Source organism: Lysinibacillus sp. NPDC059133 (assembly GCF_042755925.1).
Taxonomy (GTDB): domain Bacteria; phylum Bacillota; class Bacilli; order Bacillales_A; family Planococcaceae; genus Lysinibacillus.
Genome location: NZ_JBHZDH010000007.1, coordinates 36,163 through 60,769, shown reverse-complemented (window position 1 = coordinate 60,769; position 24,607 = coordinate 36,163). Strand labels below are relative to the sequence as shown.

The window sequence follows — 24,607 nt, the reverse complement described above, 5'->3', positions numbered from 1 at the left end:
TCTTTTCCTATAAAGAAGGAGGAATGTCATGGATTTTGACAATGTTTTAGAAAAAACACCTTATATTTATCCGAAATCGGCGGTCTACAAATTTTTTGGCTTTAGCTTATTTGGCATTTTTATGTTCTTTATCTCTATTACGTTAAATGGAAAAAAGACAATACCGCTTGACCATTTAGTGACGTTTATCCGTACACAGTTTTCATCAGTGATTGTCTATTACATTTTGATAATCGTCATTGCGGGAGCTATTTATCCTATTTATCAAAAAACCTGGAATAAATCGATAGTAGAGATGGTTATTTCAACATTGAAAATAATTGGTGCTATTGCTTCTGTTCTTGTCGTTTTTAATATTGGTCCGAGCTGGTTATTGGCTGAAGATATGGGACCATATTGGTATAAGTCACTCCTTACTCCAATTGGCGTTTTGGTTCCGATAGGCGCAATTTTTTTAGCGATGCTTGTCGGTTATGGCTTACTAGAATTTGTAGGAATTTTAGTGCAACCTATTATGCGCCCAATTTGGAAAACACCTGGTAGATCTGCCATTGACGCTGTAGCTTCCTTTGTCGGTAGTTATTCAATTGGGTTATTAATTACAAATCGTATTTATAAGGAGGGGAAGTACACCACAAAAGAGGCCGTCATTATTGCTACAGGGTTTTCCACTGTTTCTGTAACATTTATGATTGTTGTAGCAAAAACTTTAAACTTGATGGATATTTGGAATCTTTATTTTTGGATTACTTTTATAGTGACATTTTTAGTAACAGCGATTAGTGTGCGCATTTGGCCAATTCGCAATATAAGTAATGAATACTACAACAATATTGAAGGCGATAAGGAGAAAATCGTAAAAGAAAATCGTTTACAGCATGCATGGAAGGAAGCGATGCAGACCGCAGAGAAAGCTCCAAACCTGTGGCAAAGTATAAAAGAGAATGTTAAAGATGGCTTAGTGATGGCCATGGGGATATTGCCGACGATTATGTCGATTGGTCTTATTGGTTTATGGCTTGTCAATCATACACCTATTTTTGATTATGCAGCTTATTTGTTTGTACCTTTAACGTATGTATTACAAATGGCTGAGCCGTTAATCGTTGCAAAGGCAGCAGTTGTCAATTTAATAGATATGTTTTTACCATCACTCGTAGCGGTTGAGAGCACTATCGAAACACGTTTTATTGTCGGTACTTTATCTATTTCTGCTATTCTTTTTTTCTCTGCACTTATTCCTTGTATTTTATCAACGGAAATTCCAATTTCTTTAGGAAAAATGATTGGAATATGGTTTGTGCGTAGCGTCTTAACCTTAATTATCGTTACACCAATCGCCTATTTATTATTGTAAAGGAGTGATTATGTGCTAAAAAGACCGGACTATATTATTAAAAATGCAGCACAAATTTTGCCTTGTACAGGTGATCAGATGCAGGATTTTCAAGTTTTGACTGATACAGCAATCGTTATTGAGGGTGAACGAATAATTGATATTTGTTCGGATAAGGAACTAAAGCAACGTTATGTAATGGACGGTACAAACATTATTGATGCAGAAGGTAAAGTTGTTGCTCCAGGTTATATCGATGCTCACACGCACTTGGTTTTTTATGGCAGTAGGGTCGAGGAGTATGCTGCTAAATTATCTGGCAACGTTGAGGAAAATCTAAAAAATCTAGCGATGACAGTAGGGCCGAATCGTACGATTGAGCTTACACGAGATACTGCTGAGGAAGTGCTTTATGAGCAATCAAAAAAACGTATTATGACAATGCTTAAACATGGCACAACTACCGTTGAGAGTAAAAGTGGTTATGGACTAACACCTGAAAGTGAATTAAAGATTTTACGCATAGGCCGGCAATTACACGAGAATACCCCTCTTGATGTTGTGAATACATTTTTAGGGGCACATGGTATTCCGGATCATTTAACGAAGAAACAATATGTCAATGAGATTATTGAAGTCATGATTCCACAAGTAGCACAAAACAACTTAGCGGAATTCTGTGATGTTTGGTGTGATGAAGGCTATTTCACTGAGCAAGAATCCGAGCGCATCTTACAAGCTGGATTAGCGTACGGATTATTACCTAAAATTCATGCTGATGCCTATTCGTATATTGGAGGTTCAGATTTAGCAGCGCGAATGAAGATGGTTTCGATTGATCATTTGAACTATACACCAGAATCATTAATGACACAATTAGCGGAAGCAGGTGTCATCGGTGTAGTGATGCCGGCTTTAGATTTTGCTGTTGCCCATAAGCGCCCCTTTGCTGCCCGTAAAATGCTAGATAGCGGTATGCAAATAGCTTTAGCGACAGACATGTGTCCAGCTTGCTATACAAGTTCTATGTCCTTCGTCATCAATTTAGCTTGCCGACTTTACCAATTTACGGTAGAGGAAGCGATTAAAGCTGCGACAAAAGTAGCGGCTAGGGCATTGAATTTAACAGATCGCGGTACGTTAGAAATCGGCAAAATTGCAGATATTCAAATATGGGATGTACCAACCTATAAGCATGTAGCATATGAGCTTGGAACGAATATTGTAGAAACGGTTATCAAACGCGGTCGTGTCGTGATAAATGAAGGTACTTGGTCAAAGGAGAACACATTCATTTAGAAGGGAGAGGTAAGATTGAACGTTAACTTTACGTCAAGGGCAGCAGAAAAAGTGAATGAGGAAAGATTAGTTAAGTTATTTTTAGAAATGGCAAAAATAAATGGTCCGAGTAGCAAGGAAAGTCTAGTTGCAGCATTTTTAAAGGATGAATTAACGAAGTTAGATTTTCAATTAACGTTTGATGAAGCACATAAAAATTTCAATGGAGAAGTAGGGAATTTAATAGCCTGGCATAAAGGAACGGATGACACCATTCCACCTCTATTCTTTTCTACTCATATGGATACAGTATTACCGACGGAGGATCTCAAGCCAATTATAAAGGATGGGGTCATTTACTCAGATGGTACTACGATTTTAGGGGCTGATGATCGTGCAGCACTTGCCTCCTATATCGAGGCGATGCGTGCCATCATTGAAAGTGGTATTCCACATGGACCGATTGAATTGATATTAACCGTAAATGAGCAAGCAGGCCTAGTTGGTGCAAAATATATGGATTATCAAAAAATTCAAAGTAAAAAGGGTTATATCTTTGATAGTAGTGGCGATGTAGGGCAAATTATTTTGCAAGGTCCTTACAGTAGCAGAATTTGGTTCACGGTTAATGGAAACGCAGCACATATTGCGTTAAATGCTGAGAAGGGAAGAAATGCTTTTCTCATTGCTGCTAAAGGGCTGTTAAATATGAAATTAGGTGAGATTGATAGTGAAACACTAGCGAATATAGGCATTATTCATGGTGGAGAGCTGACATCGATTATACCAGGCTCAGTTACACTTGGAGGAGAGGTGAGAAGTTTTTCTAAAGAGAAATTAGAAGCTCAATTGAAACATATGCAGGAGACGATGGAGGTAGCCGCTAAGAAATACCAAGGTACTGTAGAAGTGAAAATTGACGAGAAATATCTAGGATTCAATATTTCTGAGGAAGATGAACTTGTTCAAACAGTATCTGAAGCGGCAGATAACATTCAAGTATCCTCCTATTTAACAAAAACATTAGGTGGAGCAGATACGAATGTTCTAAATGAAAATGGATTGACTTGTATTACACTTGGGAATGGATTTCAGAATATTCACTCTTTCAGAGAGAGTATTAGTATTGAAAACTTAGTGAACACAGGCAGATTAACAGCTGCGCTAATTGAACAGTGGTATGAGCGACATAAATCTCAATAAGTATAGGAGGAATAAAAAATGTCAACTACATTAAACGTTACAAAAGAATTAGAGAAAATGGTTCCGCAAGTACAACAGTGGAGAAGATATTTACATGAAAATCCTGAATTGTCGTATAAGGAATACTCTACGTCCGAATATGTCTATAGCCAGTTAATGTCTTTTGGAAATTTAGAGGTCACTAGACCAACAAAGACGAGCGTTTTAGCTATTTTAAAAGGAGATTTACCAGGAAAGTGCTTAGCTTTAAGAGCAGATATGGATGCTTTACCTATTCAGGAAGAAACAAACTTGCCTTTCGCTTCTAAAGTGCCAGGTGTGATGCATGCATGCGGTCATGATGGGCATACAGCTATGTTACTAGGGGCAGCAAAGATTTTATCTACTTTGAAACCTGCAATAAAAGGAGAAATTCGCTTTATTTTTCAGCATGCAGAGGAGGTATTTCCAGGTGGAGCCAAAGAAATGGTGGCAGCTGGGGTTATAGAAGGTGTCGATCAAATCGTAGGATTACATTTATTCTCTATGCTTCCTACAGGGAAAATAGGTATTTGTTCAGGTCCTATTACAGCAAATTCTGATACGTTCGATCTTGAAATTATCGGAAAGGGTGGGCATTCTTCTCAACCGCAGGATTCTATTAATCCTATTTTAATAGGTGCGCAAATTACTAATCTATTGCATCAAATTGTACCACAGAAGGTTGACGCGAAAGAGCGTGCTGTCATAGCTGTAACAGAGTTTAGCGCGGGGAGTGCTAAAAATATTATTCCAGATCGTTCGTTTTTAGGAGGCAGTGTAAGAACCTTTTCACAAGAAGTGCGTGAGTTGATTGCGAAAGAAATTGAAACTCAAGTAAAGCATTTCACTGCAGTACATGGCGCTGATTATAAATATGAGTATCACTATGGTTATTCTTCTGTCGTAAACGATGAGAAACTGACTTCATTAATTGAAAATATTATTAGAGAAAGTCTAGGTCCAGAATATATTTTACACATTGATCCAATTATGGGTGGAGAAGATTTTTCGGCGTTTTTGACGAAAGTTCCTGGCGTATTCATAGGGATCGGTGCAGCCTTTGAGGATGAATCATTAAATTATCCGCATCATCACCCTAAATTTGGAATCCAAGAAGACTCATTAGAAGTTGGATTGAAAATATTAGTTCATACAGCTTTAACACTCAACTCTTAAGGGGGAGATAAAATGCTTCAAGAACCAGTAATTGCAACAATGATCATTCTAGGATTAATCGCTTTGGGAGAAATTATCTCGGTTATTAGTAATGCAAGAGTACCAATGCTTTTTGTAGCAATGATGGGCTACTTAGTCTTGTTATGGCTAGGGATTTTCCCGAAGGATTTACTTGCTAATTCGACATTTTTAACAGTAGGAGCAGTATTAGGAACAGCACCAATCTTAGTTCACATGGGAACATTAATACCGTTAAAAATGATCCGTTCGCAATGGAGAGCTGTCATTATTGCGATAATCGGCATGTCTTTTGCTTCACTCTTAATTTTAACAATTGTTACTTTCCTTTTTGACTATAAAACAGCTGTTGCTGGAACTGGCCCTTTAAATGGCGGAATTATTGCTGTTTTAATTACTTCAGAAGGATTAAAAGAGTTGGGGTTCGCCAGTTTACTAACAATTCCAGCTCTTATTATGGCGCTACAATCATTAATAGGCATTCCTGTTGCGAATCTTTTGTTACGAAAACATGCTGTGAAAATTCGTGAAAAAATTCACAGTGGCTCTTTTGTTGCTTCCAATAATGCCAGCTTTGAAGAGGGAGATGATAAATTAATCATTCCTAAAAAATACCGAACGCCTTTAGTGTTATTGTTTATGCTGTTTATTGGAGGTGCGATTGCGGTTGCTTTAGCCAAAGTGACAGGTATTCCTTATAGCTTGTGGGCATTAGCAATTGGTATTATTGGTCGCTTAGTGAATTTCTATCCTGAACGAGTAATGGAAAAGGCAAATGGTTTTACTGTTGGGATGGCGGGAATCATTTTTATTGTTATAGGAATGATGAACGATATTACATTTGATATGTTTATCGAACAGCTGCCTGCAGTTGCCACTATCCTTATCGTAGGGGTACTAGGTATTCTTTTAGGTGGTTTTATCGGGGCAAAACTATTTAAATTTGATTATTTTTTAGGTATTCCAGTAGCGTTAACAGCTACATTTGGTTTTCCGGGAGATTACATTGTATGTGAGGAAGTAAGTAGAAGTATTGGCAAAACGGATGATGAACAGAAAAAAATCTTCAATGAAATTTTAACACCAATGCTAGTAGGTGGATTTACGACTGTAACATTGGGAAGCGTTATTATTGCTAGTATTTTAATCAAAACAATTTAAAAAAGATAGAGGGGATGTAATGTTAGAGAATCCTGTTTTAATCTCAGTGATTGTTTTGTCGATTTTAAGTTTAAGTGGGGTTCACGTTTTATTTGCATTAATAATCGCAGCAATTGTAGCGGGGCTTGTCGCGGATTTATCGTTAACTGAAACAGTATCTATATTTATTGGTGGCATGGGAGGGCAGTCAGAAACTGCTTTAAGTTATGTATTGTTAGGAATATTTGCTGCTCTAATTGCCCAGTCAGGTTTGGCTAATATTCTTATTCAAAAGCTTCTTTCATTTGAAAAACCAAATAAATATATTTTAATTTTCACTCTGGCAATTATCGCGTGTTTATCAGGCACACTTATCCCGGTACATATTGCGTTCATCCCAATATTAGTACCACCACTATTATTCTTCTTTAATAAATTGAAAATAGATCGTCGTGCCTTGGCATCTGCCTTAACATTTGGCTTGAAAATGCCCTACTTATGGATCCCAATTGGATATGGTTTAATATTCCAAGGGATTATCGCACAAGAGATGACAGCAAATGGTATGGCGATGGTACAGAGTCAAATTCCAAAAGCTATGGCAATTCCGGCAATTGGCATGTTCGTGGGCTTAGCCATTGCTGTATTCATTTCTTATAAAAAACCAAGAGAATATCAACAATTTAAAGAAGATATCCATGATTACGTGAATCCGAAGACAGAAAATACAGAGGCAAAATTGGATCGCAAAGGATGGATAGCGCTCATTTCAATATTTGCAGCACTTGCTATCCAATTATCTTTAAGTTCACTTGTGTTAGGGGCATTATCAGGGATTATTATTATGTTTGTTGGTCGAGTTGTCTTCCTTAAAGATAGCGAAGAAGTTGTACAGAATGGTGTGAAGCTTATGGGGGCTATCGCATTTATTATGCTAATTGCTTCGGGCTATGCGACGATTTTAAAAGAAACGAATGCGATTACAGAGCTAGTAGAAGCTATGACGGGGATGACAGGACAAAGCAAGCTGATTACTGCCACTTTATTATTGTTTATCGGTTTACTTGTCACAATGGGGATTGGTACATCATTTGGAACGGTACCGATTTTAGCTGTTGTGTTTGTACCGTTATGCGCGGCAGTTGGGTTTAGTCCGCTCGCCACAGCTGCGCTAATTGGAACTGCTGGTGCTCTAGGCGATGCAGGCTCTCCTGCTTCAGATAGTACACTTGGCCCTACATCTGGTTTGAATGCTGATGGACAGCATAGCCATATTTGGGATACATGTGTACCAACATTTGTACATTATAATATTCCATTATTTATATTTGGTATTGTGGCAGCAATGGTTTTATAGAAATCGAACATTAGTAAAAAGCATAGGAGTGAATTTTTTAATGGAAGTTATTCTGCTAGATGGTTACACATTAACAAGAGAACAAATTGAAAAAATTGCTAAAGGCTATGCACATGTTTCGCTAGCACCGAGTGCGTTAGATCGAGTTAGAAAGAGCCGCGCTCGTATTGAAAAAAGGTTAGCGGAGGGTCAAGCTATTTATGGTGTAAATACAGGCTTCGGTAAACTGAGTGATGTTCAAATTGCTGAACAAGATAATGAACTATTGCAACTTAATTTGCTACGTGCCGATGCAGTTGGAGTGGGCACGCCATTAGAAATCTCAATTGTACGCACGATGATGGCTTTGCGTGCCAATGCTTTAGCAAAAGGCTATTCGGGCATTCGCGAAGAAACGCTTCAATTATTAATTGAGTTAATCAATAAAGATGTACATCCTATTGTGCCATCGCAAGGTTCGGTTGGTGCTAGTGGTGATTTAGCACCATTGGCTCATATTGCGTTAGTACTTGTCGGGGAAGGAAAAGCAGAGTATCAAGGAGAGGTCATATCAGGACAGCAAGCATTAGCTCTTGCAGGGCTCTCGGCGGTTCGATTACAAGCTAAAGAAGGACTTGCATTAATTAATGGAACACAAGCGATGACAGGTATTGGGATTATTACAATTAATGAGGCAGAACGTCTTGGGTACGCGGCAGATATGGCAGCATGTCTGACAATGGAGGCATTAAAAGGAATCATTTCAGCCTTTGATGAAGATTTATTAGCAGTACGCCCTCATGCTGAAATAGCAACTGTTGGAGGTCGGATACGAAAGTGGTTGGAGGGAAGCAAGCGTATAACAACACAAGGAGAAATACGTATGCAAGATGCTTATTCGTTGCGCTGTGTACCACAAGTTCACGGAGCTTCGTGGCAATGCTTCAATTATGTAGAACAACGCTTGCAAACAGAGATAAATGCCACAACGGATAACCCGATTGTATTAGAAAATGGTGAGGTAGTATCTGGAGGGCATTTTCATGGACAACCGATTGCACTTGCCATGGATTTTTTAAAGGTAGGTGTAGCAGAATGGGCGAATATTTCAGAACGTAGAACGGAGCGCTTAGTGAATCCGCAATTAAGTGGATTATCTCCGTTTTTAGCAACAGATCCAGGCCTTGAATGTGGATTAATGGTTGTTCAATATGTTGCAGCATCGCTCGTTTCTGAAAACAAAGTCCTTGCCCATCCGTCAAGTGTGGATTCTATCCCGACTTCAGGTAATCAAGAGGATCATGTAAGTATGGGAACCACTGCGGCAAGGCAAGCACGACAAATTGTGCATAATAGTGCGCGAGTGCTTGCCATTGAGTTAATTGCTGCCTCTCAAGCAATTTTTTTAGAAAAAGCAGAGCATCAATTAGCCCCAATAACACGAAAATTTTTAGAAATAGTACGTTCATTCTGTCCACCGTTAGAAGGTGATAAGGCCATTGGTGAAGAGACCGAAGCACTTGCTCATTATTTATTAAGTAGTAACGATATTTTAACTATTGGATAAGACAAGATATGGGCTATCCCAAAAGAGAAAATAGTATGCTTGAAGATTCCTTCTAGCATACTATTTTTGGCTTTTAAGAAGTTTATAAGCCTGTTTTTTCTCGCGAATGGGAGTATAGCCAAAACCACATTAGTATAGAGAAATCGTTTTTCATGTAAGAATAATCATATTGATTGGATGCAAAATTTATAATTCCTTTCTTTTGTTTGCTGCTGGTATTCCTAACTCTTCCCGATATTTGCTAATAGTACGCCTAGCCAAATTGATTTGAAAAGAGCTGGCTAGGCTTTCAGCAATCTTTTGATCAGATAAAGGCTTTTGTTTATTTTCCAAGGTAATTATATTTTTAATTAATTCTAAAATTGAAGTTTGAGAATGCTCTGTTTGAGTGCTTTCAATTTTAGAAGAAAATAGATCCTTCCATAAATACGTTCCAACAGGTGTCAGTATTATTTTATTCCGAATTGCTCGGCTTACTGTTGACTCGTGCATGTCGATTTGTGTTGCGACATCTCTTAGAGATAAAGGTTTTAAATAAGATAGCCCCTGGTAGAAAAATTGTTGTTGGTGCTGTAGGACCACTGACATGATACGAATAATTGTTTGACGGCGTCGCTCTAGGCTATGGACGAGCCACTCATAATGCTTATATTGCTGTTTTACGTATGCTTGTTCAACTATAGGTAGTAAAGATGTGACATTTTTATAGCTATCATGAAGCTGAATAGATGGCAGTGAGCGATCATTTAAGCTGAATTGTAATGCCCCATCTTCGATAACAACGACAATATCTGGTGTAACATACTCGATGTTATCTACTGAGTTCAAAGTGCAAGGTATTGGTGTTAGTTGCTGAAGCTGATTAATTAGTGCTAATAACTGTTCCTTAGAAAGTTTAAGAGATTTCATCAATTCAGGAAATTTACGTTCAGCCAGTAGGTACAGTCCTTTTTGAATGAGCTGCTGTAAATCGTAATCATTCTCTTCGATTTGTAACAAAAGACATTCTTGCAAATTACGCGCACCAATTCCCGCTGGACCGATTTGTTGTAAAAGCTGAATACCATAATAATGTTGTTCATCTGCAACATTAGAAAGGTGTGCTGGAGAATAGCCCTTGTTATCTAACTGTTCAATAAGAAACTGGACAATTTGTAAATCATTACTTGCAAAAGTGAGTGTAGCTAGTTGTAACAATTCCTCCCGGTAGTTTGGTTCTGCAATTTTTGTATATAAATCATTGTCAGTTGTTCGAAAGGGAGAATGAGAATTTCCGAAAATACGTTCTTGAAATGATGGTGGTTGAAAGTCGATTAACGGATTCTCTAATTGCTGCTCATACAAAAATTGCTCTAGTTCAAGTGTTGTATATTGTAATAATTCAATAGATTGCTGTAATTGAGGTGTCATCATCATTTTCTGTTGCTGTTGTTGCTTTAAAATTATGTCTATCATGATCACTCCATTTCTTACTTTTAATTAGCATAACACAAAAATTCGAATTTTCAGATAATAACATAGATAAATAATGTTAATGCAAAATAGTTTTGATTTAGTTATTTTACTAATTCGATTCATGGCGTTCCCTGCCTCAATTGTTTATAATGAGGAAATGAAAAAGACTTACGAGAAAGAAGGGATAGCTATGGCACGGGGTGTTTACATTCATATTCCTTTTTGTCATCAAATTTGTAACTATTGCGATTTCAATAAATTTTATTTTAAAAATCAACCAGTAGATGAATATATAGAAATGCTTGGCAAGGAGATGGAGCTTGCGACAAAAAAGTATCCCGAGAGTTTTAAACAAATCGAAACGATATTTCTTGGTGGTGGTACACCAACAGCCTTATCGCCTCAACAAATAGAGAGACTTCTTAAGCTTATTCGCACGTATATTCCAATGGACAGTGTGACAGAATTTACATCAGAGGCCAATCCGGACGAGCTATCAGAAGCAAAAATGCAGGCATTATTTGATGGTGGTGTTAATCGCTTAAGTATGGGTGTACAATCCTTTGATCAAGAGTTGTTAAAGAAAATTGGCCGTACACATAGCAACAATCACGTCTATGAAACAATTGCCTTGGCGAAAAAGGTAGGTTTCAGAAATATTAGTTTGGATTTAATGTATGGTTTACCGGGTCAGACGATGGCACAATGGAAGGATACTTTAGAAAAAGCATTCGCGCTTGATTTACCACATTATTCTGCTTATTCATTAATCGTGGAGCCAAAAACGATTTTTTATAATCAATACACAAAAGGTAAGCTTCATTTACCTACTGAAGATCTTGAAGCCGATATGTACGATGTGTTAATGAACCAAATGGAGGCACATGGACTTCAACAATACGAAATTAGCAACTTTGCTCAATCTGGTTTCAGTTCTAAACATAATAAAATATACTGGGAAAACGATGAATATGCAGGCTTTGGTGCTGGTGCTCATGGGTATTTAGCTGGTGTGCGTTATTCAAATCATGGACCATTGAAAAAGTATATGGATACAGTAAATGCAGGGGAACTACCAATTGTATATGAACATGTTGTAACAGAGAAAGAGAAACGAGAAGAGCAAATGTTTTTAGGTTTGCGTAAAACAGAAGGAATTACACACACTATATATGAAGAAAAATTTAATGAATCGATGCATAGGCATTACTCACATGTCGTTGAAAAGTTAGTTTCAGAAGGTCTATTGGAACAGGATCCTATAGGAATTCGTCTTACGCGAAAAGGTCGTTTTGTAGGGAATGAAGTATTTCAACAATTTTTACTAGAAGATTGAGCGATATCGTTGACATAAAATGTAGGATTTGATAACTTAATAATAGTATTAGCACTCCTCTTAGTTGAGTGCTAACAGAGGTGATGATCATGCTAACAAATCGGCAATTACAAATATTGCAAGCTATTGTAGACGACTTTATTATGTTTGCACAGCCGGTAGGTTCTCGCCAAATCTCAAAAAAGCAAGAGATTACATTTAGTCCAGCCACAATTCGAAATGAAATGGCGGATTTAGAGGAATTAGGCTTCTTAGAAAAAACGCACACTTCCTCTGGTCGAGTGCCTTCGGAAAAGGGTTATAGATTTTATGTAGACCATTTGTTGAACCCACAAGGCATTAATTCAAGGGATATTCAGCAAATCCAATCAATTTTCAATGATCGTTTAGTAGAAGTAGAGCATATTATCCGAAAGTCAGCCAATATTTTATCAGAGCTGACATCGTATACATCGATTCTTTTAGGACCAGACGTTCAAAGACATCGTGTTAAACGATTTTCAATTGTGCCACTTTCTAGCGATACAGCAGTAGCGATTATCGTAACGAATAACGGACATGTTGAAAATCGCATGTTTAGTTTACCTCCTAATTTTACCGCTTCTGATTTAGAGAAAATGGTTAATATCTTGAATGAACGTCTAGTTGGTGTGTCATTAGAGGATATTCATAAAAAACTCGAAGCTGAAGTGCTCACAGTATTACAGCAGCATGTTCGATCAGCGGATGATTATATTCACGCTCTCGTTACAGCGACGATGCATAATTCGGAAAGTAAAATTTTCTATGGTGGTAAAACAAATATGTTCAACCAACCGGAATTCCACGATTTAAATAAAGTCCGTATGATTTTGGACTTAATGGAAACGACTAGCCAAGTGCAGTCGCTCTTCCAACCCAATGAATCGGGCATTCATATTCGTATAGGTTCGGAAAATAAACAACTAGAAATGGAAAACTGTAGTGTCATTACGACCACTTATTCTATTGGTGAAGAACAACAAGGGGCTATAGCAATTATTGGTCCAACACGAATGGATTATAAGCGTGTTGTTGCTTTACTAGATGTAATGCGCATGGATTTAACACAAGCCTTTACGAAGAATCGTAGTGATTGATAATGAGGAGGATTTCAAGTGACGGAAACAACTGAAAACAAAGACCTTGTACAAGAAGAAAAAGATGTACAAGCTGAAAATGTAGTAGAAGAAACAGAAATAAAAGTAGACGAACAAGAAGCTGAATTAACGATCGAAGAAAAGTACGAAGCAAAGCTAGCTGAGTTACAAGCAAAGCTAGCCGACGAGGAAAATCGTCATCTACGCTTACGTGCTGACTTCGATAATATTCGCCGTCGTAATCAACTTGATCGTGAGGCATCTGAAAAGTATCGTGCTCAAAGCTTACTGTCTGATTTACTACCAGTAATCGATAATTTTGAGCGTGCTCTACAAGTTGAAGCAACTTCAGAAGAAAATGCTTCTATCATAAAAGGTATTGAAATGGTGTACCGTTCTCTGTTAGAAGCTACTGAGAAGGAAGGCTTACAAATTATTAAAGCTGAAGGTGAGCAATTTGATCCAAATGTTCACCAAGCTGTCATGCAAGAGCAAGATAGTGAAAAAGAGACGGGTGTTGTTTTACGCGAGCTTCAAAAAGGTTATATGTTAAAGGATCGCGTATTACGCCCAACAATGGTATCTGTGAACGAATAGACTTAGTACTATTTAGTTAATTACAATTAGTTAGAAAACGCATCATTTGCGTTTCAATAATAGGAGGAAATTTTTATGAGCAAAATTATCGGTATTGACTTAGGAACAACAAACTCATGTGTCTCTGTACTTGAAGGCGGAGAACCAAAAGTAATTCCAAACCCAGAAGGTAACCGTACAACACCATCTGTTGTTGCGTTTAAAGGCGGCGAACGTCAAGTTGGTGAAGTAGCGAAACGTCAATCAGTAACAAATCCTAACACAATTATTTCTATTAAATCTAAAATGGGTACATCTGAAAAAGTTCAAGTGGAAGATAAAGAATATACGCCACAAGAAGTTTCTGCAATGATTCTTCAATACTTAAAAGGTTATGCTGAAGACTACTTAGGTGAAAAAGTAACAAAAGCAGTTATTACTGTACCAGCTTACTTCAACGATGCTCAACGTCAAGCTACAAAAGATGCTGGTAAAATCGCTGGTTTAGAAGTAGAGCGTATTATCAACGAACCAACAGCTGCTGCACTTGCTTATGGTTTAGACAAACAAGATACAGATCAAAAAGTATTAGTATTTGACCTTGGTGGCGGTACATTTGACGTATCTATTCTTGAATTAGGTGACGGTGTATTTGAAGTATTAGCAACAGCTGGTGATAACAAACTAGGTGGGGACGATTTCGACGACGCTATCATCGAGTATCTTGTAGCAGAATTCAAAAAAGAAAACGGCATTGACCTTTCAAAAGATAAAATGGCTATGCAACGTCTAAAAGATGCAGCTGAAAAAGCGAAAAAAGACTTATCAGGTGTAATATCTACTCAAATTTCTTTACCATTCATCACTGCTGGTGAAGCGGGTCCATTACACTTAGAAATTTCTTTAACTCGTGCAAAATTTGACGAAATTACATTACCATTAGTAAACCGTACAGTAGGTCCAGTACGTCAAGCATTATCTGATGCAGGTCTTTCAACATCTGAAATTGACCAAGTAATCTTAGTTGGTGGTTCTACTCGTATCCCAGCTGTACAAGAAGCTGTACGTAAAGAAACTGCTAAAGAGCCACACCGCGGAGTAAACCCTGATGAAGTAGTAGCAATGGGTGCTGCTGTTCAAGGTGGCGTATTAACTGGTGATGTAAAAGACGTAGTTTTACTTGACGTAACTCCACTTTCTTTAGGTATCGAAACTATGGGTGGCGTATTCACAAAATTAATCGACCGTAACACTACGATCCCAACATCTAAATCACAAGTATTCTCAACTGCAGCTGACAACCAACCGGCAGTAGATATTCACGTACTACAAGGTGAACGCTCAATGGCAGCAGACAACAAAACATTAGGTCGCTTCCAATTATCGGATATTCCGCCAGCGCCACGTGGTGTACCACAAATCGAAGTAACATTCGATATTGATAAAAATGGTATCGTATCTGTTAAAGCGAAAGACCTTGGTACAAACAAAGAACAAACAATAGTTATCCAATCTGACTCTGGTTTATCTGAGGAAGAAATCGAACGTATGGTGAAAGATGCTGAGGCAAATGCTGAGGCGGATACTAAACGTAAAGAGGAAGCAGATCTTCGCAACGAAGCTGACCAATTAGTGTTCCAAGTTGACAAAACAATTGCTGATTTAGGCGAACAAATTACAGAAGACGAGAAAAAATCTGTAGAAGATGCTCGTGATGAACTGAAAAAAGCGCTTGAAGCTGGCGAATTAGAAGGCATAAAATCTGCTAAAGAAAAACTAGATGGCGTATTACAGCCACTAGTAATGAAAGTATATGAACAAGCTGCAGCAGCTGCTCAAGCAGCTCAAGGTGGCGAAGCAGGTGCAGAAGCTGGCGATGGTAAAAAAGACGACATCGTAGACGCTGACTTTGAAGAAGTAAAAGACGATAAATAATAGAAGTAACACAGTTAAGTGAAGAAGCCAAAGACCGCTTGCGGCTTTGGCTTTTCTCTTTATTTACTGCTATATCCTACGACATTTAATCGACTTATCGACTTTAGGTTATATTCGAGAAAAGTGAAAAAACATATGGTGCAACAATTTTAATGAATAATTAATAATAAAATAGAGGCAGTTTTTTTAACTGCGTGATACAATAGATTTTATGCAAAAAGAGCGGAGTGTGAATCATGGAGAAACGCGATTACTACGAGGTGCTTGGTTTAACGAAGTCGGCTTCTAAAGATGAAATTAAAAAAGCATACCGTAAATTATCAAAGCAATACCATCCTGACCTTAATAAAGAGCCGGGTGCAGATGAAAAATTCAAAGAAATCGCTGAAGCTTATGAAGTATTAAGTGACGATCAGAAAAAAGCACGCTATGATCAATTTGGCCACGAGGATCCAAATGCAGGCTTTGGTGGTGGCTTCGGAGGTGGCGGCTTTGGCGGCTTCGAGGATATTTTCAGCTCATTCTTTGGCGGTGGCGGTCGTCGTCAGGACCCGAATGCACCACGCAAAGGTGATGACCTTCAATATCGTATGAATATTACATTTGAGGAAGCAATTTTCGGGAAAGAAACAGACATCGAAATTCCTACAGATGAAGTATGTGATACTTGCCAAGGTTCAGGTGCAAAACCAGGTACTAATCCTGAGACATGTTCAACATGTAGCGGTGCTGGTCAAGTAAATCAGGCAGTAGATACACCATTTGGCCGTATGATGAATCGTCGTACTTGTTCTACGTGTCAAGGTGCAGGTAAAATCATTAAAGAAAAATGTTCTACTTGTCGTGGTGAAGGAAAAGTTCAACAACGTAAGAAAATCAAAGTTAACATTCCAGCAGGTGTTGACGATGGTCAGCAAATTCGTGTGTCTGGTCAAGGTGAGCCAGGTATAAATGGAGGACCTGCGGGAGATTTATATATTATGTTCCGCGTTCAAGGACATAAAGAGTTTGAGCGTGATGGCGATGATATTTATTTCGAACTAAAACTGACATTCCCACAAGCAGCTCTTGGTGATGAAATTGAAGTTCCGACTGTTCATGGGAAAGTAAAACTACGTATTCCAGCGGGAACACAGTCAGGTGCACAATTCCGTTTAAAAGACAAAGGTGTCAAAAACGTACATGGCTATGGCACAGGGAATCAATATGTAACAGTAAAAGTTATCACACCAGAAAAATTAACAGAAAAACAAAAGCAATTACTACGTGAATTTGCGGAAATAAGTGGTGATATTCCTGAAGAGCAAGGAAGCACACTATTCGATAAAATTAAGAAAAAATTCCAAGGTGAATAATTAGAGGAGCTGAAGAGCTACGTGAAGTGGTCAGAATTATCCATTCATACAAAAAATGAAGCGGTAGAGGCAATTTCGAATATTTTGCATGAAGCAGGGGCAAGTGGTGTGGTTATTGAGGATTCTGCAGAATTTGCGAAGCCACGAGAAGATCAGTATGGTGAAATTTATGCGCTAAATGAAGCGGATTTTCCGAAAGATGGTGTTATTGTTAAGGCTTACTTATCGGAGTCTAGTTTTTTAAATGAAACAGTCGAAGAAATTAAGGCGGCTATAACAAATCTAACGAACTTCAACATCGATATTGGTGAAAATGTTGTATCAATTGTGGAAGTTAACGAGGAAGACTGGGCAACAGCATGGAAGCAATACTATCATCCTGTAAAAATTTCTGAACGCTTTACAATTGTACCAACATGGGAAGAATATGTACCAGTATCAACAGATGAGCTAATTATTGAATTAGACCCTGGTATGGCTTTTGGTACAGGAACACACCCTACAACTGTTATGTGTTTGCAGGGGCTTGAGAAGGTTATAAAAGAGGAAGATATGGTTATCGATATCGGAACGGGCTCAGGCGTTCTATCCATTGGTGCAGCCTTACTAGGAGCTAAGAACGTACATGCACTTGATTTGGACGAAGTAGCTGTACGTTCAGCACAAGAAAATGTTGTGTTAAATAAAGTGGATGATAAAGTCTCTGTTTTCCATGGGAACTTATTGGATACTGTAAAGGAACCAGCTGATGTCGTTGTAGCTAATATTTTAGCAGAAATTATTATGTCCTTTACTGACGATGCATTTTCAATTGTTAAACCTGGTGGATTATATGTCACTTCAGGCATCATTGCCGCAAAACGTGATGATGTAAAAGTAGCACTAGAAGCTTCAGGCTTTGTAATCGAAGAAGTATTACTAATGGAAGATTGGGTAGCTATCATTGCCCGTCGACCACAATAAGTGGACTGAGGAAGCGCCAAATCGTGAGCCGAGTGCTTGCGATTTGGCGTTTTCTCTTCTTGCTATAAAGGAGTATGGTAACATGCAACGTTATTTTATTGAGACGACCATAGAAGAAGCACGTATTAGCGGAGAGGATGCGCGACATATTGAAAAAGTGATGCGTATGAAAGAGGGCGACAAAATCGTTGTAGTTGCACAAAATACCGCCCATATCTGTGAAATTGCAGCCTTTGAAGGAGATGAGGTACACGTTCAAACTACGGGTGAAATTGTTCCATCTCCAGAGTTACCTGTTCATGTAACAGTAGCATGTGGTTTGCCGAAAGGCGATAAACTAGAACTTATTACACAAAAGGCAACAGAGCTCGGAATGTTTGCCCTGTTGCCTTTTGAAGCGGAGCGTTCTATCGTTAAATGGGATAAAAAGAAGGGTGCCAAAAAGCAAGAGCGTCTACAAAAAATTGCAAAAGAAGCAGCTGAGCAATCCCATCGTACACATATTCCAGAAATTTATGAACCAATCTCTTTTAAACAGCTAGTAGACCGAGTAAGCAATTTCGACGTCGTTTTTATAGCAGATGAAGAGGATGCGAAAGCAGAAAAACGCACAAGGTTTGCGGAAAAGCTAAAAAACGTGTATGACAAGAAGTCGAAATCAATTCTTATTATCTTTGGACCAGAAGGCGGCATTGCACGAAAAGAAGCGGATGCCTTGCTTCAAGCAGGTGCCCAAACGATGTCTTTAGGCCCCCGAATTTTACGAGCAGAAACAGCGCCACTTTATGCGCTGTCTGCAATATCTTATGAATTTGAATGAAATAGCTTTTAACTTCTTTCAGGAAGTCTCCCACCTCTATAGGTGGAGAGATGAATGCGGTTCTAAGTCACTTTTCAGCGGGTGTCCAAACATCCGCTGAAATAGAGGAACTCAGTCTAAGAACGCCACGTCCTGTGGCAACGACTGAGTGACCAACATCACGTTGGCCCAAAGCCTCCGGCGGATGTCACGGAATCGGAAAGGAATCCTTAGAGGATGTTAGCCTAAAATCATCGCATCCATGCGATAACGGCTAACTGACCTGCATCACGCAGGCCTAAGCACAAAGCCGATTCCGGACGCATTGTTTATCTGCGCGAAAGCGTAGCGTCAGCGGCAATTATGCCGAGGCATAATTGATACTTGGCAAAAGAGGCTTTTCACACACTTAGCTGTGCAAGAGTAAACGTCATTATAAATGCAGTCATGGCAAGGTTTGAACAGGTGGAAATCCATAATCCTTAATAACTGCTTATATTCGTAATCCTAATAATAAGAGACGATTCAAAAAACTTTGAATCGTCTCTATGTCATTGTAATTAACAGGACTCATCGTGAAGTTGCACAATAAGAGTGGGATAAATCGCATCAAAATGATGTGAACTTTCCATTTTAAATAAGGCAGCACCAATAAAATTAGCGTTCATGTGGTATTTACAACTAAATCATTTAAGATTAATTGGCATTCTACCGCTAAAAGAAGGTTTTAAAGATTGCGAAAATATTTTATACTCCATGTTTTACCTAGCAACCTCTTTTTGTTTACCGGAAATAGGTAAAATACCAATTGCAATTTCAATATTAGTTTCGTGTATTCGTTTTGGATTCGGTATTTTACACTTACGAGAAAATAAGTAAAAGCGTAAAAAAGGAAAAGATAAGCGAGTAATTCAGTTATCTAACTGTCCTCAGCGTTCAGGTAAGGACTAAGTATTGGAAAGCTTTGAAAAAATAAATAATTAATTATTTTTAAGTGATATAAACAATTAGACCGGGTGCCTAAAATGGTAAGTACCTGGCATTTTGTGTTCATTCTTATCTCTCGGCTCAATAATTATTAATATCGGTAAAAAAACTAGTATACACGTCCATTCATAGATTTAATTATTACATATTCTATATGGAGAGCGCTCTAATACTATAAAATGAAAAGAGGGAATTTTTTGAGTGATCAATCAAATAATCAAGTTAGTCAAGTCGATCCTTGTCCAGTAACGTCAACTGAACAAATCCCATTAACTAGTGAAGTTACTCCAGTAGTCGTTACACCGGTTACGGCTCCAACTATTAAAATTCCAGTTGTACTTGCTGAACCAACACTTCAAATTGCTGTGGAGGCGGATATTACGCTTAGTCCTGCAGCAACTGAAATTAAAAGAGTGAAAAAAAATGTATTCCTAAATCAAGTGAAACTAGTACCGGTTGCCTTTGCACGTATTGCTGGCACTGACTTTTTTAGAGTAACAAGAGCTAAATTATTTGTAGCGGGACATATTCGCAAAAATATTGAATATGCTTCAGCAGCATGTAACGGGGCACTCCAAGATAGAATTGCCGATGTTGACTTTTCTGGTTTTACAGACCTTACTTTCCCACAAACAACAGGAGGTCCTACTCCGATCTTAGGAATTTCTGAGTTTGCCGAAGCGAACTTCCTTAATGAAACTACGCAAATGGATGCTCGATTGGATAAGGCTTTCTTCCAAAATCTCGTTAAATACAATGAACAACCATTTGGCGAATTAGTAGCTGCAAACTTCTTTGAACTTGATTTTTCACCCGTTATGGCAGATCCAGAAGGCACTTTCGACACATTACGTGAAAAAATCGTGCTTGAATTAACTGTAAAAGTACTGCAAGTTCAACAAGTGCGCCTTGGAGCTGGTAGCACTGTAATAACTCCTGTTCTTACAGGACTTACTCCTCCAGTTAGTCCTGCTATAGATCCTCCTGTTATCCATCCTACTAATCCTTGTTAATCTCTAATTTTTAGAGGAGCAAATTAGATAGAAAAAGACATTCGAGGGTGCAGAAAAAAATCCAATATTTGAGTTGCCAGTTGAAAGTTTGATTAAATCGAATTTTCAACTGCCTTTTTTCTATAATAATATCGATCATAAATGCACTAATAGGTGCTCTCAAAATAATCTAGTTGAAGAAAATAATGTAAAGATAAAATTTTAGTGTTTACTAAGTAATCGTCTCTCAAACGCAATAGTTTCTCAATTGCTACTAAGATTTTTGAATGTGCTCGGTGACAAAAGTAAAAGTAATGCATAAAATGGATTGTAATTATAAGTGCAACACTTAGATCAAAAAAATAGCTTATAATGATGTCGTTTAAATTAGCTGTTATCAGATATTAGAAAAGGAAAATGAAAATCGCTATTTTTTTAACCAATCTATTCATCAAGGTAAGTGGAAATATAAAAATGAAAAACGGTTTACTTCGTAAGTATTTCCAGAAGAAAACGGATTTTGAACAAGTTTCTTTAGAAGAACTCACAAAATCTTATCATAAAAAATAAATCGACCAAAAAGACATCTTGGCTGAAAAAATGCGTAGGAATTTTTACGGATTAACTGTTGCACTTTATTTGTCAAAACATTATTTAGGAGTGAACTAATGAAAACTCCATGGATTAACTTTAGAGAGATGAAGGAAATAAGTTCCAAGCAAAAAGTTTTCATCAATTTTAATTATCAAATTAAATCCACAAAAAAAATAGATCATGCATCTCAAATAAATTCTACATTTGAAAATTTTGTGAATAATCCTCTTGATATAGAAAAAGAAGATGAAACCAACAGCCTTGCAGAGGAACACGAACTTGCAGCGCATCTAGATTCTAATCACGAGTTACTCATTCCTCCTGAAATTGATGTTGAGAATGAAATGAATGATTTCCTTGATATAGAAGAAGTGGAGGAAATCAATCCTTTAGAGGAACGGGAACTTATAGAGCATCTAGATTCCAATCGTGAGTTACTCATTCCTCCTGAAATTGATGTTGAGGGTGAAATAAATGTTCTCCTTGATATAGAAGAAGCGGAAGAAATCAATCCTGTAGAGAAACAGGAACTTACAGCACATCTAGATTCCAATCGTGAGTTACTTATTCCTCCTGAAATTGATGTAGAGGATGAAGTGAATGATTTCCTTGATACAGAAGAGGCGGATAAAATCAATCCTGTAGAGGAACAGGAACTTGCAGCACATCTAGATTCCAATCGTGAGTTACTTATTCCTTCTGAAATTGATGTTAAGAATGAAATGAATGATTCGCTTGATATAGAAGAGGCAGACAAAACCAATCCTGTGGAAGAACAAGATTTTGCATCTCAACTAGACTCTAATCGTGAATTTTTAAGTCCTTCTGAATCCGACGGGGAGGATAAAATTATGAGTACTATTAATACAGAAGAGATGGAGAAAAACAATCCTGCAGGTCATGGTAGTGCATCCACTGAATCAGTTCAAGGAGAAATATATACTATAACTAAAAAAATCCCAATTTCTACTCACGTGGAAATTGATGATTTTCTTCATGCTCCTATCTGTGGTGAGATTGTTAAAAATACATTTGATTTTCTTGATCTAAACAATCATCTCACTCCTCAATTTGAAACCAAACTATTTAATACTACAATGGATTATCCTGAACAGCCTGATTGTCGTTTGGTTCACTCAAAAATGAATGAAATTATATTTTTAATGAGAACTGATACTTATGATAAAAATAATCAGAAGAGTAATCCGTCTAAATCAGTTGTAGTTCCCTTACATAATACACAATCAACTAAAAAAGGAGAAATAAATAATCACTCTTACAGTTCCGATGATTTTATGCACATTAGAGTTCCAATTGTAGTAGGGGAATATAAAATAGAAATATGCCTTGAAGAAAATATTGTATTTGAAAAAGGAATTGTGGGAGTTATAGATATTTCAAATGAAGTAGTATTAACAAATTGTAGATTCGTATCTAATCAGTTTTCCCAATCATTAGGTAATGGGACATGTACAGCATTAAAGGGGAGTTTATTTATTGAAGGTTACATTCAACAGAATATAGAGTATACCTCATCTCACACAAGGAATGTAGTACCTGCACAAAATGAGTCATTAGTTCATTCAAATCAATTGTGTCAAAACATAGTATTAGAATTAATCATCCATATGCTACAAGTACAGAAAATTCGAGTGCCAAGGATATAGAAGATAATTGAAGCTTATCTCTTTGCTCAAAAGTCCCTTTTTAAAGAAACGGTATATACGTCCAAAAAAAGATTAAATCGCTACATATTCTAGCGTTATGAGATCTCTCATAAAAAAAATGAAAAGAGGGAATTTTTTGAGCGAAAAATTAGATAATCAATTAGATAGTCAAGTTGGTCATGTTGAACCTTGTCCGGTGGCATCAACTGAACAAATCCCATTAACTAGCGAAATTACTCCACTAGTCGCTACACCGGTAACGGCTCCAACTATTAAAGTTCCAGTTGTACTAGCAGAACCAACACTTCAAATTGTTGTGGAGTCGGATATTACGCTCACTCCTGCAGCAACTGAAATCAAAAGAGTGAAAAAAAATGTATTCTTAAATCAAGTTAAATTAGTACCGGTTGCTTTTGCACGTATTGACGGCACTGACTTTTTTAGAGTAACAAGAGCTAAATTATTTGTAGCGGGACATATTCGCAAAAATATAGAATATGCTTCATCAGCATGTAATGGTGCACTTAGAGATAGAATTGCTGATGTTCAGTTTTCTGGTTTTACAGACCTTACTTTCCCACAAACACCTGGAGGTACTACTCCAATTTTAGGGATTTCCGAGTTTGCCGAAGCGAACTTCCTTAATGAAAAAACGCAAATGGATGCTCGATTGGATAAGGCTTTCTTCCAAAATCTCGTTAAATACAATGAACAACCATTTGGCGAATTAGTAGCTGCAAACTTCTTTGAACTTGATTTCTCACCAAAAATGGCAGCACCAGAAGGTACTTTCAGCACATTGCGTGAAAAAATTGTGCTGGAGCTTACTGTAAAAGTACTGCAAGTTCAACAAGTACGCCTTGGAACTGGCACTAGTGTAGTAACTCCTAATCTTTTAGGACTTACTCCTCCTATGAGTCCTTGATAAACGCTAGTATTTAGAGGAGCAGAACAAATAAAGGCAGTTCCCTGTAGAAGAATGTATTTGGAAAAACAACCATGGAATATTTAATGAGCACTAATAAAAATCCAATATTTGAGTAGGCAGTTGAAAGTTAGGTTGAATCTAATTTTTAACTGCCTTTTCGCTCTTACACGAGTGTAATTGGGGAAGCTAGAGGGTTGTGTAACGGTGTTTATTAACAAAATTAAATCTACAGAAAACACAATAAAAAACGGTTTATTCATCAAAATATGTTCAAAGCAATTGATTCTAAATATTTTAGTATTTACCCAGAGGATTTAAACTTCTTTCAGCAATTGTTTTATGTAACGTAAGTGAAACGGCAGTTACAAATGTTTTATGTAACGTAAGTGAAACGGCAGTTACAAATGTTTTATGTAACGTAAGTGAAACGGCAGTTACAAGTGTTTTATGTAACGTAAGTGAAACGGCAGTTACAAGTGTTTTATGTAACGTAAGTGAAACGGCAGTTACAAGTGTTTTGGTAGCGAAAGTGAAGCGTCAGCGGTAAAAACGCCACGTCCTGTGGCATTACCGAAATGATCGACATCGTGTCGGCTCTCATGTTGTTGACAGACAAAAACACGTTGCTGCCGCTACGTTAGCACTACGATTTCGCGCAAAAACATCTGCAGGCCTAAGCACAAAGCCGATTTCAGACGCAATTATGCCGAGGCATAATTGATTTAGAGTTTTGAAAGGGAATAGCAGGTGCCTCATTTTGAATAAATCAAGCAAAAGGATAAAATAGCCGTTTTTGGTTTATTGGAACAAACAATTATTAAGCAGGT

At 37.6% G+C, this 24,607-nt stretch carries 18 protein-coding genes; 17 read left to right on the top strand and 1 reads right to left on the bottom strand.

Annotated features, from left to right (window positions below; all coding sequences use genetic code 11):
* Positions 1-28 precede the first annotated feature (28 nt).
* From ACFXN8_RS05800 to hutH, 7 genes are read left to right on the top strand one after another with little or no spacing between them, the layout of a single operon-like run.
* The gene (locus ACFXN8_RS05800) at positions 29-1,357 is read left to right on the top strand and encodes a YjiH family protein (protein WP_386843527.1); all 1,329 of its coding nucleotides are present in this window, start codon (positions 29-31) and stop codon (positions 1,355-1,357) included.
* A 12-nt stretch (positions 1,358-1,369) separates the two neighbouring features.
* Positions 1,370-2,635, top strand: a complete 1,266-nt coding sequence (gene hutI, locus ACFXN8_RS05795; RefSeq protein ID WP_386843525.1) for an imidazolonepropionase — start codon at positions 1,370-1,372, stop codon at positions 2,633-2,635.
* A gap of 15 nt (positions 2,636-2,650) precedes the next feature.
* Positions 2,651-3,817, top strand: a complete 1,167-nt coding sequence (locus ACFXN8_RS05790; protein ID WP_386843523.1) for a M20/M25/M40 family metallo-hydrolase — start codon at positions 2,651-2,653, stop codon at positions 3,815-3,817.
* Positions 3,818-3,835: 18 nt separating this feature from the next.
* A complete protein-coding gene (locus ACFXN8_RS05785; protein ID WP_386843521.1) occupies positions 3,836-5,014 on the top strand; it encodes an amidohydrolase in 1,179 nt (392 codons plus the stop codon).
* 12 nt (positions 5,015-5,026) lie between these two features.
* A complete protein-coding gene (locus tag ACFXN8_RS05780) occupies positions 5,027-6,193 on the top strand; it encodes a hypothetical protein (protein ID WP_386843519.1) in 1,167 nt (388 codons plus the stop codon).
* Positions 6,194-6,212: 19 nt separating this feature from the next.
* Entirely contained in the window at positions 6,213-7,529 is a 1,317-nt protein-coding gene (locus ACFXN8_RS05775; RefSeq protein ID WP_386843517.1) for a Na+/H+ antiporter family protein, read from the top strand.
* Positions 7,530-7,569: 40 nt separating this feature from the next.
* On the top strand, positions 7,570-9,075 hold the full coding sequence (gene hutH, locus ACFXN8_RS05770; protein WP_386843515.1) for a histidine ammonia-lyase: 1,506 nt from the start codon (positions 7,570-7,572) through the stop codon (positions 9,073-9,075).
* 186 nt (positions 9,076-9,261) lie between these two features.
* On the opposite strand, the gene rpoN is transcribed toward hutH, so the two are convergent.
* On the bottom strand, positions 9,262-10,530 hold the full coding sequence (gene rpoN / locus ACFXN8_RS05765) for an RNA polymerase factor sigma-54 (protein ID WP_386843513.1): 1,269 nt from the start codon (positions 10,528-10,530) through the stop codon (positions 9,262-9,264).
* Positions 10,531-10,720: 190 nt separating this feature from the next.
* Here rpoN and hemW point away from each other — a divergent pair, with 190 nt between their 5' ends.
* The 10 genes from hemW (at position 10,721) to ACFXN8_RS05715 (ending at position 23,777) form a co-directional block, all read left to right on the top strand.
* A complete protein-coding gene (gene hemW / locus ACFXN8_RS05760) occupies positions 10,721-11,866 on the top strand; it encodes a radical SAM family heme chaperone HemW (protein WP_386843632.1) in 1,146 nt (381 codons plus the stop codon).
* 89 nt (positions 11,867-11,955) lie between these two features.
* Positions 11,956-12,984 (top strand): heat-inducible transcriptional repressor HrcA, encoded by a 1,029-nt coding sequence (gene hrcA / locus ACFXN8_RS05755; protein ID WP_376076496.1) that lies wholly within the window; start codon positions 11,956-11,958, stop codon positions 12,982-12,984.
* Between the two features lie 18 nt (positions 12,985-13,002).
* Complete coding sequence (gene grpE, locus ACFXN8_RS05750) at positions 13,003-13,581, top strand: nucleotide exchange factor GrpE (protein WP_376076498.1); 579 nt, start codon at positions 13,003-13,005, stop codon at positions 13,579-13,581.
* A 75-nt stretch (positions 13,582-13,656) separates the two neighbouring features.
* Complete coding sequence (gene dnaK / locus ACFXN8_RS05745; RefSeq protein ID WP_386843510.1) at positions 13,657-15,495, top strand: molecular chaperone DnaK; 1,839 nt, start codon at positions 13,657-13,659, stop codon at positions 15,493-15,495.
* 236 nt (positions 15,496-15,731) lie between these two features.
* Positions 15,732-16,850: a molecular chaperone DnaJ gene (dnaJ, locus tag ACFXN8_RS05740; RefSeq protein WP_376076503.1), complete on the top strand. Its 1,119-nt coding sequence runs from the start codon at positions 15,732-15,734 to the stop codon at positions 16,848-16,850.
* A 21-nt stretch (positions 16,851-16,871) separates the two neighbouring features.
* The gene (prmA, locus tag ACFXN8_RS05735) at positions 16,872-17,813 is read left to right on the top strand and encodes a 50S ribosomal protein L11 methyltransferase (protein ID WP_386843507.1); all 942 of its coding nucleotides are present in this window, start codon (positions 16,872-16,874) and stop codon (positions 17,811-17,813) included.
* A gap of 82 nt (positions 17,814-17,895) precedes the next feature.
* Positions 17,896-18,633: a 16S rRNA (uracil(1498)-N(3))-methyltransferase gene (locus ACFXN8_RS05730; protein WP_386843505.1), complete on the top strand. Its 738-nt coding sequence runs from the start codon at positions 17,896-17,898 to the stop codon at positions 18,631-18,633.
* A 1,163-nt stretch (positions 18,634-19,796) separates the two neighbouring features.
* Positions 19,797-20,612, top strand: a complete 816-nt coding sequence (locus tag ACFXN8_RS05725) for a CsxC family protein (RefSeq protein WP_376076511.1) — start codon at positions 19,797-19,799, stop codon at positions 20,610-20,612.
* Positions 20,613-21,259: 647 nt separating this feature from the next.
* Positions 21,260-22,852, top strand: coding sequence for a BC_2427 family protein (locus tag ACFXN8_RS05720; protein WP_386843503.1), 1,593 nt, complete (start codon positions 21,260-21,262; stop codon positions 22,850-22,852).
* 136 nt (positions 22,853-22,988) lie between these two features.
* On the top strand, positions 22,989-23,777 hold the full coding sequence (locus ACFXN8_RS05715; protein ID WP_376076516.1) for a CsxC family protein: 789 nt from the start codon (positions 22,989-22,991) through the stop codon (positions 23,775-23,777).
* The last annotated feature ends 830 nt before the right edge of the window (positions 23,778-24,607 follow it).